The following is a 15,806-nucleotide window of genomic DNA, read 5'->3' as shown; positions in this document are numbered from 1 at the left end:
ATGGAACTGAGCCTATCGCGGGTGCATTTCCCGGTGACCACCCTGGGCCCGGGACGGCGCCTGGGCATCTGGTTCCAGGGCTGTAGCATCCGCTGCCCCGGCTGCATCTCCGCCGATACCTGGGGGCCGGGACGGCGGCGCATCGCCCTGGCACGCCTGCTCGCCGACATCCAGCCATGGCTGGAGCAGGCCGAGGGCATCACCGTCTCCGGCGGCGAACCCTTCGAGCAGTTCGCTGCCCTCCTCGCCCTGCTCGGCGAACTGCGCCAGCGCAGCCGCGCCGACATCCTGGTCTACAGCGGCTACCCGCTGGAGCATCTGCACGCGCAACTGGAGCAGGCCGCCGGGCTGATCGACGCGCTGATCAGCGACCCCTACCAACAGCACGCCGAACAGAGCCTGGCCCTGCGCGGCAGCGACAACCAGCGCCTGAGCCTGCTCACCGACCTCGGCCGCTCGCGCCTTGGCGGCTACCAGCGGCCACTGCGCGAAGACGACAAGGCCCTCGACCTGATGTTCGACCATGACGGCAGCGTGTGGATGGCCGGCATCCCGCGCCGCGACGACCTGCTGCGGCTACAGGACCTGCTGCGCGAACAGGGCCACCAACTTAGCGTCAGCGCCCATCGGCCGCGCTGAATGGATCGATACCGATGATACGTTTCTGCCCCAACTGCCAGAGCGAACGCTCGCTTTCGGAAATCTTCTGCGAAGGCTCGATCCAGGGCCAGCCCTGCGGCTGGGACCTTTCCGCCGAAGCCATCCATCCCGCCGGCTGGCGACCACAGCCGGTGCTGACCCAGGAAGCCATCGCGCCGCCCGCCAGCGAGCCGCCAACGGCGTCCGCCCCGCTCTGCGCCAACGGCCACCCGCTGCAACCCGGCGACCTGATGTGCCTGGAGTGCGGCGCCGCGCCGGCCGAAGGCCCGCTGCCGATGCAGGCCGAGGCCACGCCGCAGCCCGCCGTCACGGAAACCCTGATCGACGGCTGGCGCCTGCTGCGGCAGATCGCCAGCAGCGACGGCGTGCGCGAGCGCTACCTGGCCGAACATGCGGAAAGCGCCCGCCAGGCGGTGCTCACCCTGTATCGCCCGGGCGCCGAGCCGGACCCGGCGATCTACGACGTGATCCGCCGCCTGCCGCGCGAACACGTACCGGAAATCCTCGCCACCGGCCGCTGGGACGAGCGCGCCTACGAAGTGGTCGAGGAACTCACCGGCGGCAGCCTCGCCGACCTCGGCACCGTGCTGGAGGACCGCGAGGCGGTGCGCCACGTGGTCCGCGAGCTGGGCCACGCCCTGCACGTGTTCAACGAAGCCGGCCTGCGCCACCGCGACCTGCGCCCGGCCAGCCTGCTGGTGCGCAGCCACGAGCCGCTGGACCTGGTGATCAGCGGCTTCGGCTCGGCGCGCCTGTCGGAGTTCGACCTGGATATCGTCTCGCCGCTGGAGACCAGCCGCTACATGGCCCCCGAGGCGATCGCCGGCGGCGTGGCGGCGGCTTCCGACTGGTGGAGCCTGGGCATGATCCTGCTGGAGCAGTTGACCCGCGGCGCCTGCTTCGAAGGAGTCAACGCCAACGCCTTCCTGATCCACGTGCTGGCCAACGGCGTAGCGCTGCCCGACGACCTCGACCCGCAGTTGCACCTGCTGCTGCGCGGCCTGCTTGCACGCGACCGCCACCAGCGCTGGCAGTGGCCGCAGGTACAGGCCTGGCTGAACGGCGAGGCGGTGGACGCGCCGGCCTCGGCGGACAGCGAAAAGGACGACGCCGAAGGCGCCAGCATCGCCCTCGGCGCCCGGCGCTTCCGCAAGCCAACGGTCTTCGCCCTGGCCGCGGCCCAGGCCGAGCACTGGGCGGAGGCCCTCGACCACCTGCTGCGCGGGGCGATCGTCACCTGGGCCGAGCACATCGGCCTGTCGCCCAGGCTGCTCGCCGGCCTGCGCCAGGTGGCCCAGCACGAGGGGCTGGAGGACGACTTCCGGCTGATGCTGGCGCTCAAGCTGCTGAACCCGGAAATCCCGCTGATCCAGCGCGGCGAGATCGTCACCCCCGGCTGGCTGCTGGAGCATCCGCTGGAGGGCTACCGGCTGATCAGCGGCTCGGTCCCCGACCTGCTCGAACAGTTGCACACCGAAAGCTGGCTGTCGCGGCTCAAGACCCGCGCCGAGAACGTCCGCCAGCGCGCCCTGCACCAGCACATCGAACTCGCCGAAGAACAGTTGCGCATCTACCTGCTGTCGACCTCGCGGGCGCGCCTCGCCGCGCAGTGGCAGGAGCGCCAGCGCCTCCTGCCGGACACCGAGCACCCCGGCCTGCTGGCCCTGGCCGAGCGCCGGGTGATCGCCGAGGAAGACCTGATCGTCCTGCTCAGCGCCAACATCGGCCAGTTCCGTGCCGCCGAGGCGATCGTCGAGGAAGCCGCCGGCCTGGCCCGCGACGCCGATGTGCACCTGTTCGACGCGGAGACCGCGCGCGGCCTGTTGCAGCACTCGCGGCAGGAGCTGTACCGCCGCGTCGACGAACGCATCAGCGGCTTCGCCCGCAGCGGCGTGCCCAGGGTCGACGAATGGGCCGAGCAGTTCCGCCTGGAGCGGCGCATGCCGTTGGCGAGGGTCCTGGTGCTGCTGGCGATCCCGCCGGAACAGTGGCTGGAACCGCAGAAGCAGCAGTACGTGTCGCAGATCCTCGATTTCTTCGAGAAGAAAGTGGTCGCCGCAGTGATGCGCGGGCCGCTGGTGCGCATGAGCATCGGCAAGAGCACTCCACGCATCGACCTCAACGAACTGCACAGCGCGCGACGCCCCGCCGCCGCCCTGCTCGACCACCTGCTGCAACGCAACGCCCGCGCGGTGAGCCTCGACCCGGACAGCTTCCTCGCCAACCCGCAACTGGAAGTGCGGCTCAACGCGCTGTCCCGGCAAAGCTCGCTGTACAAGCGCGACACCGGCATCGACGGCCTCTACCTGGGCTTCCCCTTCCTGCTCAACCGCGACCCGCGCGGCACCACCCGCACGCGCATCGTGCCGCTGCTGCTGTGGCCGCTGAAGCTGCAACTGGAAGTCGGCAGCCGCGGCCAGGTGGCGCTGGCCTTCGACGGCGAGCGCGAGGAAGTGCGCCTCAACCCGGCCCTGGAAAGCCTGCTCGGGCCCGAGCCGTGCAAGCGCTGGCGCAAGGTCGCCGACGAATTGCTCGGCCGCTCCGCGCTGCGCGCCGCCGATGTGATGGATGCCTTCGGCCTGCTCGCCACGCCGCGTGCTAGGGTGCTGGAAGGATTGCCACCGAGTTCCACCGAGGTCACGCCCTACCAGGACCAACTGGCCTGCGCCGCGGTGCTGTTCCACGTCACCTTCATGGGCCAGGCGATCGGCGAGGACCTGCGCCAGCTGAAGAGCCTGCCGCCCTCCGGCACCGGCCTGGAGACCGCGCTGCGCCTGCGCGAGAACGGCGAGCCGGAAGCCCGCGAGAGCCCGCCGGAGTTGCAGCGCTACTTCACCGTGGCCAGCGACCCGTCCCAGGAGGCCGCCGTGTTGCAGGCCCGGCAGAGCCCGGGGCTGCTGGTGGAAGGCCCGCCCGGTACCGGCAAGAGCCAGACCATCGTCAACATGGTCGCCGACGCCATCGGCCGCCAGCGCAGCCTGTTGATCGTCTGCCAGAAGCACGCCGCCCTGGAAGTGGTGCACAAGCGCCTGGTGGCCGAGGGCCTGGGCCAGCGCATCGTCATGCTCAACGACGTCAACCGCGACCGCGAACCGGTGATCCGCAACATCCGCGAGCAACTCGAAGCGCTGTTCGCCGACGCCGGCGGCGCCCAGGGCTGGGAGCGCCAGCGCGAGCGCCTGGCGGCGCGTATCGAGGCGCTGGAAGGCGAACTGGACCGCTACCACCAGAGCCTGCACCGCGTGGACGAGGCCACCGGGCTGAGCTACCGGCGCCTGCTCGGCGAACTGATCGAGCTGGAGAAAGGCTCGCCGCCGCTGGACTTCCCGGCCCTGCGCCAGCGCCTGGCGGCGCTGGACATCGGCAGCCTGGCGCGCCTGGAGGAAAACTGCGCGCCGCTGGTCCGCCTCTGGCTACCGGCCCACTACGAAGGCAGCCCGCTGGCGCAACTGCGCGCCTTCGCCACCGACCAGGCCACCCTGCAAGCCTTCGCCGACAGCCTGCGCGCCTTCGGCGAAGCGGAGAACGCCCGGCAGAAAGCCCTCGACGAACACCCGGCGAGCTTCGAGGTCGACGACCCGACGCCCTACCGCGCCTGGCTGGCAAGCCAGGTCGGTACCCTGCTGAATTTGCGCGAGGAGCAACGCCAGCGCCTGGCCCACTGGCTGCCGCTGTTCCGCGACGCCGCGCCAGGACAGCCGAGCCGTGGCGACGGCCTGTTGGCGGAGGCCGAGCAGATCGAACGGCAACTGCGCCAGCTCGACCTCGAACGGCACGCGCCGCTGCTGTCTCCTGCCCTCGCCATGCTCGAAGAGAAAAACCTCGAACGCCTCCAGGCCCACGCCCGCCAGGTACTCGAGGCACGCGCCTGGCTGGCCCGGCTCAACCCGCTGCGCCTGCTGCGGCGCGGCCGCCTGCGGCGCTTCCTGCGCGAGCACGGCGAGGCCGACGACGACAGCCGCCTGGCCGCCCTCCTCGGCGCCTGCGACCTGGAGCGCCAGTGGCGGCCGCTGCGCCGGCAACTGGCGGCGCTGCAACAGAGCCTGGGGCTGGCGACAGTCGCCACCGATGCCGGTCCGGAACTGACCGGCCTGGCCGGCCACGCCAGCCAGCAGCTGCGCGAGATCCAGACCCTGGCTCGTGGCCTGGCCCAAGCGCCGCGCGCCGAGCAGCTCGACGCGGTGATCCTCACCGGCGAGAAACAGCGCTTCGAAGCGCTGCTCGGCGACCTCGACGCCGCGCTGATCCGCCAGGCCGCTCGCCAGCTCAGCCTGGACAAACTGAAGGTGCTCGCCGACTGGCTCGGCGACGAACTGCTGGAACAGCTGCACCGCGCCATCGCCGGCAACCAGAGCAACCTGCCGGCCCTCGGCCGCCTGCGCGAGGCGCTGCCGCAACTGGTCGCCTACCAGCGCTTCCGTGGCCGCGCCAACCAGCTCGAAGCCACCGACCTGGAATTCCTGGCCCTACTGCGCCAGCGCCAGGAACGACTCGACGCGATTCCCGCCGAAGCACTCGAAGCCACGGTGCGCCGCATGCTCAATCGCGAAGCGCGGCTGGGCTGGAAGCAGCGCCTGGAACAAGACAATCCGGAACTGCTGTTCAGCCAGGACGAAGCCAGGGCCAGGGTCGCCAGCCTCGCCGAAGCCGACGTGCAGATGCGCGCGCTGAACCGCGAACTGCTCGGCAAGGGAATCGACGCCGCGCGCCTGGGCAGCCGCAAGCAGTGGGAAGACGTCACCCGCCTGACCGGCAAGCGCTCGCGGCGCCTGCGCGAGTTCATCGAGCTGGGCGCCGAACTCGGCCTGATGAGCCTGCGCCCGGTCTGGCTGATGAACCCCGACCTGGCCAGCCGCGTGCTGCCGCTCAAGGCCGGGCTGTTCGACACGGTGATCTACGACGAAGCCTCGCAGATGCCGGTGGAATTCGCCCTACCGACCCTCTATCGCGGGCGGGTCACGGTGGTCAGCGGCGACGAGAAGCAGATGCCGCCGACCGCGTTCTTCTCCAGCCGCGTGGAAAGCGACGAGGCCGAGCTGTTCGACGGCGAAGCGCCCGACGAGGACGCCGACGAGGAGCAGCTCGAAGCCTACGAGGACACCTGGAACCGCCGCGAGATCAAGGACTGCCCGGACCTCCTGCAACTGGCGCGCAACGCCCTGCCCAGCACCACCTTGCAGATCCACTACCGCTCGGCCTACCGCGAGCTGATCGGTTTTTCCAACGCCTCGTTCTACGGCAACCGCCTGAGCGTGCCGGTACGCCATCCGCAGGCCAACATCCTGCGCATCAAGCCGCTGGAACTGATCCAGGTGAACGGCCTGTACCAGAACCAGAGCAACGAGCGCGAGGCCGAGCGAGTCGTCGACTACCTCGCCGAACTCTGGCGCCAACCCTACGCGGCGCGGCCGTCGGTGGGCGTGGTCACCTTCAACCGCAAGCAAGCCGACCTCATCGAGGAGCGCCTGGAACTGCGCGCCGAGCAGGACGAGGCGTTCCGCGCCGCCTACAGCGAGGAGCGCGAGCGCAGCGAAGACGGCGAGGACATGGGCGTGTTCGTGAAGAACGTGGAGAACGTGCAGGGCGACGAGCGCGACGTGATCGTCTTCTCCTCCACCTTCGGCCGCAACGGCCAGGGCAGCTTCCGGCGCAACTTCGGCGTGCTCGGGCAGACCGGCGGCGAGCGCCGCCTCAACGTGGCGGTGACCCGCGCGCGGCGCAAGGTGGTGATGATCACCTCGATGCCGATCGGCGACATCTCCGACATGCTCGGCACCCAGCGCTCGCCGAGCAGCCCGCGCGACTACCTGCAAGGCTACCTGGAATACGCCCGCGCACTGTCCGCCGGCGAGTTCGCCGGTACCGGCCAACTGCTCGAGCGCCTGCACACCGACCGCAGCGACCAACGCCGCCAGCACTACCAGCGGCACGACGGCTTCAGCGAGATCGTCGGCGAGTACATTCGCTCGCTGGGCTGGTCCGCCGCGCCCGCCAGCGAAGGCGACGCCTTCGGCCTCGACTTCGCCATCGAGAACCCGGCCACCGGCCTCTACGCCATCGGCATCGAATGCGACGCCCCCTGCCACCCGCTGCTGGAACGCGCCCGCGCCCGGGAAATCTGGCGACCCTCGGTGCTGCGACGGGCGATCCCGCACCTCCACCGGGTTTCCTCCCAGGGCTGGTACCACGACGGCGACAACGAACGCGCACGGCTGCGCGCCGCCATCGAGAAGGCCCTGGCGCCCAGCGCGGAAACCCATCCCACGGCAGCAGCGGAGGCCTCCCAATGAGCGGACCGAAAGTCGTACGAATCGTCACCCGGGAAGAAGCCATCGCCACCTGCGAGCGCGACCTGCAACGCCTGGACAAGGCCCTCGCGCGCTGGGAAAACCAGGCCAGCCGGCTCGCCCAGCTCAGCGACGCCGAGCGCGCCGCCGCCCACGCCCGCCGCGCCAGCCTGCACGCCCTGCTCGAACAGGAACGCTGGCTGGACGTGCAACTACAGGTGAAGATCGAAAGCGAATTCCTCAAGCGCGACCTCACCGAACGCGAAGAGCGCGCCATCCGCCAGGCCGCGGAAACGCGCCAGCAACACCGCCGCCTCCAGGAAAACGCCAGCGCCCTGCTCCAGGCCCTCGACGCCAGGCCCGATGCCGCCAGCGCCGCACTCCGGCAAACCCTGCAAGCGCTGGCCGACGGCGCCCTCCGCGACGACGCGGAAGCCCTGCTCGCCCAAGGCTTCGCCGCCCTCGCCAGCGCCCCCGCCGAAGAACGCCTCAGCGCAGCCCAGCGCGAACTCGCCCAGCGCCTGAAGACCGACGAAACGCCCATCACCCTGGAACAGTGGCGCGCCCGCCAGCAACAGGACGCCCCGCGCGAACAGCGCCTGGCGCGCATCGACCGGCACATCGCCGAACTGCAACTGCTGCAAGGCGAGGCCAGCGCCGCCCAAGCGTTCCTCGAGCGACTGGCCCGCGCCGAAGCCGAACAGCGCCCGGAGCGCCGCAACCTGCTGCTCGACAGCCTGGTTCTCGACCTCGCCCAGGCCGCCCGCGAACACCAGCAGCAACGCCAGCGCCTGGAACACCTGCAAGACCTCGCCAGCGAAGTCGCCGCCCTCGGCGCCGCCGAACACGCCGAACTGCTCCAGCGCGCCGCCGCCTGCCAGCCCGACAGCGATCCGCAGCAACTCGCCGAACTCACCGAGCGATGCAACGCCATCCTCACCGCCCACCTCCAGCAACAGGCCGCCCTCGCCCGCCGCCAGGCCGTGCTCCAGGGCCTCGCCAGCCTCGGCTACGAAGTCCGCGAAGGCATGGCCACCGCCTGGGCGCAGACCGGCAGGGTCGTCCTGCGCAAACCCGCCACCCCCGGCTACGGCCTGGAAGTCGGCGGCAAGGCCGACAACGGCCGCCTGCAACTGCGCGCCGTCGCCCTCAACGCCAACCGCGACAGCCAGCGCGACCGCGACATCGAAACCCTCTGGTGCGGCGAATTCCAACGCCTCCAGGCCCTGCTCGCCGCCCAGGGCGGCGAACTCAGCGTGGAACGCGCGCTGGGGGTGGGAGAAGTGGCGTTGAAGGAGATTGGCGAGGAGGAGCAGCGGGAGATGGGGGTGGTGCGGCAGAGGGGGTTGTGAAGCTCGTGTAGTGAAAGGGTCAATGCCTTCTAGGCAGTGGGGCCAATGTCTCTTTGTTTATAGTAGGTGGGTAGCGTAGTGTCCTACTGAACCCGGACACTACTGCACGTCGCTGACGTAACGATTTATAACGAAAGAGAACCCGTGAGCCTGCGGGATTAGCAGGCGCTTGTGTATACCAACAGCCCAACCGTGACGATCACGTCACCCGAGAGAACTCATTCACTGATGACAAACTGAAGTCCACCCCGTAGCTTAAACACCTTCGTAACGCAGCTACCGCATCGTTCTACCATAAGCCAGGCTTCCTGCCATTATCTAGCTAAACATTAGGCGCCATAAATGAACCCATCTGCCACCATAAAAATTTTTCTACCACTGGGAGATCCTAAGCGCGTCCGTACGGCAGAGATCTGATCTTGCCCAGCAGCCGTGGACACGGGTTTAAGCACACATCCTGGCCTCGAAGGCCTCTGGGCTGATGTGCCCCAGCGTGCTGTGTCGCCGCTGGCGGTTGTAATCGGTTTCGACGTATTCAAACACGGTTTCACGCATCTGGGCGCGGCTCGTGAAGCGCTCGCCGTGGATGCACTCGACCTTCAGGCTGTGGAAGAAGCTCTCTGCACAGGCATTGTCGTAGCAGTTGCCTTTGGCGCTCATGCTGCATCGCAAGTGATGGGCGCGGATCAGCTCCTGGTAAGCCGCTGAGCAGTACTGGCTGCCGCGGTCGCTATGCACGATCACGTCATTAGGCTGCCTACGTCGCCACAGCGCCATGTGCAAGGCATCGCAAACCAAGTCGGCCGTCATGCGTTCGTTCATGGCCCAGCCGATCACCATCCGTGAATACAGATCGATGACCACTGCCAGATACAGCCAGCCTTCCTCCGTATACAGGTAGGTGATGTCACCCACCCATTTCTGATTTGGCGCAGATGCCTTGAAATCCTGCTTGAGCAAGTTCTCTGCCACTGGCAGGGAGTGCTGAGAATTGGTCGTGGCCTTGAACTTCTTGGCGGCCTTGGCACGCAGTCCTTGCCGTTGCATCGAGGCGGCTACCGTCTTGCGATTGCAGGGTAGGCCGGCTTCCCGCAGGTCGTGGCAAAGCCGTGGAGCCCCGCTGCGGCCCTTGCGTGCGCTGTATGCCTGAGCGACCTGCCGATCCAGTTCGGCTCTTCGCCGCTGGCGCATTGACGGCCTGCGAGAGCACCAAGCGTAGTAACCGCTGCGGGCAACGCCCAACACGCGACACATGGCCTGGATCGAGAAATGCGCGGTATGAGTCCTCATGAAGGCGTACTTCACTTGAGGCTCTTGGCAAAGTACGCGGCGGCCTTTTTTACGATGGCCAGCTCCTCGGCGTGCTCGGCCAACAGCCGCTTGAGTCGGGCATTCTCGTCGGCCAGCGACTGCTCGCGCTCGCTGCCGGACTGAGTCTGGTGCTTCTTGCTCCGCCAGCCGTAGAGCTGGGAAGCATGCAGGCCGAGCTGTTCGGCAGCCTTGCTGACGCCAATGCGCTCGGCCAAAGCCAGCGCTTCGTCCTTGTAGGCTTGGGAATGGCGGGTGCGGGTCTGTTTCATTGGGGTTGCTTGTCTTGCCATGATTCACCTCGTTGCAGTTTATCGCTTAACGGGGTGTCCACTGGGACTGGGCAAGATCAATATCCAATTGGTCGGGAAAAGCTATCGCAGCCCCACGCTCTGATTTAGACCGACTTTTAAATCGCCGCGAACTTCTGCAGCCGGGTGTGTATCTCTTGCTCGGAGAAGACCCCGATTCCGGCAAGCAGGTTGCATATATAGGTGAAGCTGAGGTCGTTCTAGATCGCATTAAGCAGCATCGGAGCAAAGAGTACTGGAACTCCGCCATCGTTTTCGTTAGCAAGGATGAAAACCTCACCAAAGCCCACATTCGCTACCTTGAAGGGCGAATCATTGAGCTTGCCAGTCAAGTTGGCCGCTACAGCCTAATTAACGCAAACAACAGTGGATCGCGCCTGCCAGAGTCAGATCAACACGATATGGAGGTCTACCTTGAGCGCATCGGACAGCTATTGCCCGTTCTTGGCTCGGAACTACTCACTCCGGTAAAGCCGGTCGCCGAGCTACTCCAGCCTACAGAAGTACTTGTATCCAAGATTAAGAGTGCGGAGGCACGCGGAATGCGATCACCCAATGGCTTTGTCGTTTTAGCCGGTTCAACAGCCATTCTGCAGGAACGACAAAGCGGAAAAACACATGGCGCCTGGATACTCAAGTTGCGGCAACAACTGATCGAGAATGGAACGCTTCAGCCGCAGAATGGACTGTTAATCTTCACTAAAGACGTCGAGTTCTCAAGTCCAAGCGCAGCCGCAGGAGTGATCCGAGGTGGAACGGCGCCTGGACCGATATCCTGGAAGAACCAAGCCGGTCGCACACTAAAAGAGATTGAAGGTGACGCCTAAGCTATTATTGGAGTTTGCGTGTAGACGCCTAACTTATCATTGCATACAGATGATGTTCTGTAGGAGGTCTACTGATCCCGGATCACTGATTCAAGCGAAAAACTTCGTCATATTGAGCAAACAACGACGTACATTTCCGCCGAGTTCAAACTCGGAACTGCTGCCTTGGAGTTAAAGCTACAGCTATATCGAAGCCTACTGGCCGCTCGACATCGTGGCCTTTGCGTTACAGCCGCTGGGAAAAATCGCTTCAGGAGGAGCATCCGGGATAGGTTGATTACCACATACGGCATCTATCGAAATAAGGTTCTATTCATGCTCAACGAAATATCCTTAATAGTCTCGTTTTCTGCAGCAATATCTCAGGACTTAGCCTGGCGGTCTCCATTTACAGTACTCGTCAGGATCGTGCACGGATACACACAAGATCAGAGATTTTCTACGACGCAACTCGTGGGTTAGAGCCAGCCCCCAGCATGAGAGTAATCATTGTCAATGCAGGACGCCGCCCTATAATAATGACCCGCTTCGTAATCATAAGCGAGCAAGGCAACTAGTTCACACCTCTTCGTGAACTTGGAGCCCATGAACTACAAGAAGTAGTTACCGAGGCACGGCCACTGATAGAGAAACTTGTTGCGCAAAATACATCTATTCGCCTTTCTGAAGGTGATATTTTCGAACTGATAATCCATCATGACGATGACCGTATACTTTATAGCTTCTTTGAGGACAGCCAGAGAGAAGCAAAGGACATTCAGATTGAAGATGTCTTAGGACGAAGATACTGGATCAAAGATGCAAAGAAGAACATTTCAAATTTGAAATCATTCTTCAGTAACACATGAGTCATTCGATGGAGCAGATACAACCGTCAAGTTCATCGAAAGAATGGAGACACCGTGAGCAAATCGGGCGGTTCAAGGTATGTACCTGATGCGTGAGTGACCTGCCCCCCGATTTCAGTACCATGTCAAACTTAGTAGAGTCCGTTTTCCGAGCAGGAGACGGCAGTGAAAAAGCGTTTTACCGAAGAGCAGATTCTCGACTTCCTCAAGCAGGCGGAGGCCGGTGTGCCGGTGAAGGAACTGTGTCGCCGACACGGCTTCAGTGATGCCTCGTTCTACACCTGGCGGGCCAAGTTTGGCGGTATGACCGTGGCGGACGCCAAACGGTTGAAGGATCTTGAACTGGAAAACAGCCGATTGAAGAAGTTGCTCGCCGAGGCCCACCTCGACATCGAGTCGCTGAAAGTGGTCGCCCGGGGAAAAGGGTAAGCCCGACAGCACGGCGGGAGGCGGTGCAGGAGATGCAGGCGCGAACCGGCATCTCCGAGCGTCGTGCCTGTCAGTTGATCGGGCTGTTCCGCTCGGTGTTGCGCTACCAGCCGCGAGCCAGTGTGCAAAACACCGAGCTGCAAGCCCAACTGGTGGAACTGGCCCAAGAGCGCCGGCGCTTTGGCTATCGCCGCCTGCACATCCTGCTGCGGCGTGCTGGCGTGCAGGTCAACCACAAGCGGATCTATCGCCTGTACCGCGCTGCCGGCTTGATGGTGAAACGGCGGCGCCGCCGCCATGGCGTCGCGGTGGAGCGCGAACGTCTGAGTTTGCCGAGCGCACCAAACCAGGTCTGGTCGATGGACTTCGTCTTCGATGCACTGAGCACCGGGCGGCGGATCAAATGCCTGACGGTGGTCGATGACTTCACCAAGGAGTCGGTCGGCATCCTGGTGGAGCACGGTATCAGCGGCTTCGTGTCACACGGGCGCTGGACGAGATGGCGCGGTTTCGCGGCTACCCGAAAGCGATCCGCACCGACCAGGGGCCCGAGTTCACCGGCAAGGCACTCGATCAATGGGCCTATCAGCGCGACATCAAGCTGAAGCTGATTCAGCCTGGTAAGCCCACGCAGAATGCCTTCATCGAGTCGTTCAACGGTAAGTTCCGGGACGAATGCCTCAATGAGCACTGGTTCTGTTCGCTGGCCGAAGCGAGAATCCGCATCGCGGCCTGGCGGCGGGATTACAACGAACACCGACCGCACAGCGCGATTGGCAATCTCACCCCGGCAGAATTTGCTGCAAGTTGGCGAACTCGCCAGCAGCAGCTGAAGCAGGAAAAATTAATATCAACCCCAGGGCCTACTAACTAGGCAGCGGTACTAAAACTGGGGGCAGGTCAGCCTGCCTTGACCTTCAACGCCCATCTCTGTGCACAGAAAATCTCATGCTCCAAGCACAAAACGCACCTGGAGCTAATGATTCGTCCTCAGCCCAAGACCTTTCAGCCTGCTGCTGACACTGGTGTCTTCACCTCAAACCTCAGATAGTCCATCAACCGTTTCGCCTCGGTCACTTCGCTGTGCGGAATCAGTAAATACTTCCAAGGTTTGCCACCGACGCTCTGCGCGTAGTCAGTAGCATGCTTGGCCCACTGGGCAGCAGCGGCGGCCTTGGCCTGCACTTCTTGAGTATCCAGGTCGTTGGCAGCTTTGGTTTCGGCTAGAACGATGCAGCTATCCGTCTCCACCACGAAGTCAGGAACATACTCCGGCTGTTCGGCACCGAGCTTGTAGAAGATCTGGAACTGCCCCTTGGCGGGCTTGAGCCACTTCAGGGCGTCACGCTCCAAGATCACGGCAAAGCGCCGTTCGGTGTCCGAATCGAACTTCTGCAACGGATACAGGCAGCGCATGAAACCGCCAAACAGCATCTGCTTGATCCGGCTGGTTTCGGCGACCGTCTCTCGCACGCTGCGTATTGGCTGATTGGCTGTCACGGTATAGTTGCAAGGCTTGAGCTCGGTAAAGCCGCGACTGACGTTGACCTCGTAGCCACTGGCCTCTTCCCAGAAGTGCTTAAGCATTTCCGCATGGATCAGGCGGGCTAGGTCCGCGCCGTGCGTATCGAGGATCTCGTGCAGCTCGCTTTCGGTGTAGTTCTGCGTCTGGTAATGAGTCACTGCCTGCCCGGCAAGGTCGTATAGCAGTTCGGCCTGGGTGAAGTAATCCACGTCGTCGAAGTCGATCAGCTTCTTGACGATGTAATTCTCTAGGCGTTTCTCGTGGATACCGCTCTCCCGACTCAGGGTGAACTGCTCGTTGGTTCGCAGTGTCTGCCCGATGATCTCCCGCTGGCCTGGCTGATAATTAGGCAGATCGCTCAATGTGAACGAGTGGTAACCCGAAGTCACCTCGCCGGTCGGCACCACCGTTATCCGCGGAATGTCGATGGTCTGCTGCACCACCACTTCGGTGGTCTTGGCCACCACATCGGCCAGATTCAACTCCGGCACATAGGCATCCTGGTCTTCCAGCAGCGAGCCTTGTTGCGGCTTGAGTCTTTCGGCGACTTCGGCCTTGATCTGCTCCTGCACTTCCTCCTTCAGCAGATCCCTGCTACTCGACACCAAATCACGCTTGGTTTCGTACTTGCCGATCACCTCCATCACCACACGCGCAGCCTGCTTTTCTGCATCGGTGGTGAAAATCGGCACAGATTTCTGCGTAGCGGTATTCAAACCGGTATTGTTTGCCTCACCGAAGGTGCTCGCCTGCTCAGCAGCCGGCTGCTCTGTACCTTCGCTCAGGCCGAGCATCGTATGCGCGCCGGACTGCACCTGCACACTGGTCTTGTTGTCGTCCGCCCTGGGCGCATCGAGAATCACCTGCTTGAGGCGAATCGGCGAATCAGCTCGGTTGGCGTCGTCGATGATTTCCTGGAATTTGTCGTGAGCCACGATATTGAGCCGGTCCACGGCTTCCACTCCGGTGCGCTTGCCATAAGGCAGGCGCAGGCCGCGTCCGATGGACTGCTCAACCAGCGTGCGGGCTTTGGCGGCCCGCAGCGGGACGATGGTGTACAGGTTGGTGACGTCCCAGCCTTCCTTGAGCATGTTGACGTGGATGACGATCTCGGTCGGCTCGTCCACGCTTTCCACGGTCAGCAGGCGGGTAATCATTTCCTCTTCATCCTTGCCGCTCTTGCTGGAATCGACCTGGATGACCTTGCCGCGATAGCGGCCCTCAAAGAAGACCTCCGACTCCAGCAGCTCCAGCAGCTGGCCAGCGTGCGTGGTGTCACGAGCGATCACCAGCATGAAAGGCTTCACCACCCTGGCATCGTTTTCGCGGGCGTAGGTCAGCAGCTCGGCTTTAGTCATCTCGTGCAGGCGCACGCCGTCTTCCAGCTTGATTCGTTCCACCTCTTCCGGCGCGTGCTGCTCGGCCTTGAAGTCGCGCTGGGTGACAACCGCCGGCTCCTTGACGAAGCCATCTTCGATGGCACGGGCCAGCGGGTAGTTCATCACCACATTCTTGAACGGCACCGGCCCCCTGGTGGACTCCACGAACGGCGTGGCTGTCACCTCCAGGCCAAACAGGGGTTTGAGTTCGTTGATCGCCCGCATCCCGGCTTGGGCTCGGTAGCGGTGCGACTCATCCATCAGTAGCACCAGATCGTCCAAGCTGGCCAGATGGTTGAAATAACTGTCGCCCAGCACCTCACGCATGCGCTTGATGCGCGGCTCCTTGCCGCCACGCACCTCGGAGCTGATCTTGGCGATGTTGAAGATGTTGATGCGAATCTCGCCAAACAGCTCACCGCCCAGGATGTTCTGCTGGTCGTAGTTGTCGCCGGTGATGACCCGCGGCACATTGATCGAGAACTCGCCGATGCCCTTGAACACATATTTGGGCGTGTTCGGGGTGAAATCGCTGATCAGCTTGTTGTAGATGGTCAGGTTCGGTGCGAGCACGAAGAAGTTGTTGATCTTGTGCTCAAGATGCAGATAAGCAATGAATGCCCCCATCAGCCGGGTCTTGCCTACACCCGTAGCCAGCGCGAAGCAAAGCGACGGGAAGTCGCGCTCGAAATCTTCCAGGGTCGGGAACTGGGCCTTCAGGGTATCGAGGATGGCTGGCACATTCTGTTGATGCCCCAACATCTCCGGCGCTGCGCTCAGCGTCTGCACCAGCTTGCCCAACGACTCGGCCTGCGGCGGGCGCAGCGACAGACGCCCGGAAACGTGATGTTGAATACGCGAACTGCTCATACTTTCTTCC

Annotated in this window: 6 protein-coding genes and 1 pseudogene; 5 read left to right on the top strand and 2 right to left on the bottom strand. The window is 63.8% G+C overall.

From position 1 onward, the window contains the following. From VQ067_RS12150 to VQ067_RS12140, 3 genes are read left to right on the top strand one after another with little or no spacing between them, the layout of a single operon-like run. Entirely contained in the window at nt 1-639 is a 639-nt protein-coding gene (locus VQ067_RS12150; RefSeq protein ID WP_023111634.1) for a 4Fe-4S single cluster domain-containing protein, read from the top strand. Nucleotides 640-653: 14 nt separating this feature from the next. After that, nucleotides 654-6,950 (top strand): AAA domain-containing protein, encoded by a 6,297-nt coding sequence (locus VQ067_RS12145; RefSeq protein ID WP_033991760.1) that lies wholly within the window; start codon nt 654-656, stop codon nt 6,948-6,950. Then, the gene (locus VQ067_RS12140) at nt 6,947-8,299 is read left to right on the top strand and encodes a hypothetical protein (protein ID WP_033991763.1); all 1,353 of its coding nucleotides are present in this window, start codon (nt 6,947-6,949) and stop codon (nt 8,297-8,299) included. Before VQ067_RS12145 ends, VQ067_RS12140 begins: the two co-directional genes overlap by 4 nt. Before the next feature lie 444 nt (nt 8,300-8,743). On the opposite strand, the gene VQ067_RS12135 is transcribed toward VQ067_RS12140, so the two are convergent. Continuing rightward, a protein-coding gene (locus tag VQ067_RS12135) for an IS3 family transposase (RefSeq protein WP_105446839.1) occupies nt 8,744-9,900 on the bottom strand; the annotation gives its coding sequence in 2 pieces (ribosomal slippage) (nt 8,744-9,642 and nt 9,642-9,900; 1,158 coding nt in all). 155 nt (nt 9,901-10,055) lie between these two features. Here VQ067_RS12135 and VQ067_RS12130 point away from each other — a divergent pair. Together VQ067_RS12130 and VQ067_RS12125 are read left to right on the top strand one after the other, a co-directional pair. Then, nucleotides 10,056-10,745, top strand: coding sequence for a GIY-YIG nuclease family protein (locus VQ067_RS12130; RefSeq protein WP_196678509.1), 690 nt, complete (start codon nt 10,056-10,058; stop codon nt 10,743-10,745). A gap of 1,013 nt (nt 10,746-11,758) precedes the next feature. Further along, nucleotides 11,759-12,896, top strand: a pseudogene (locus VQ067_RS12125) (IS3-like element ISPa32 family transposase). Between the two features lie 131 nt (nt 12,897-13,027). Here the strand turns inward: VQ067_RS12125 and VQ067_RS12120 are convergent. Beyond that, nucleotides 13,028-15,796, bottom strand: coding sequence for a DEAD/DEAH box helicase (locus VQ067_RS12120; RefSeq protein ID WP_033991218.1), 2,769 nt, complete (start codon nt 15,794-15,796; stop codon nt 13,028-13,030). Nucleotides 15,797-15,806 lie beyond the last annotated feature (10 nt).

This window comes from Pseudomonas sp. KBN12P06040 (genome assembly GCF_037574965.1).
In the GTDB taxonomy this organism is placed as follows: Bacteria; Pseudomonadota; Gammaproteobacteria; order Pseudomonadales; family Pseudomonadaceae; genus Pseudomonas; species Pseudomonas aeruginosa.
The sequence above is the reverse complement of the archived record's forward strand: the minus strand, read 5'-3'. Positions and strand labels throughout refer to the sequence as shown.

Excerpts from the sequence above, each read along its gene's own strand:
- VQ067_RS12150 (WP_023111634.1), top strand. The coding sequence starts at position 1 with ATGGAACTGAGCCTATCGCGGGTGCATTTCCCGGTGACCACCCTGGGC.
- VQ067_RS12145 (WP_033991760.1), top strand. The coding sequence starts at position 654 with ATGATACGTTTCTGCCCCAACTGCCAGAGCGAACGCTCGCTTTCGGAA.
- VQ067_RS12140 (WP_033991763.1), top strand. The coding sequence starts at position 6,947 with ATGAGCGGACCGAAAGTCGTACGAATCGTCACCCGGGAAGAAGCCATC.
- VQ067_RS12120 (WP_033991218.1), bottom strand. The coding sequence starts at position 15,796 with ATGAGCAGTTCGCGTATTCAACATCACGTTTCCGGGCGTCTGTCGCTG.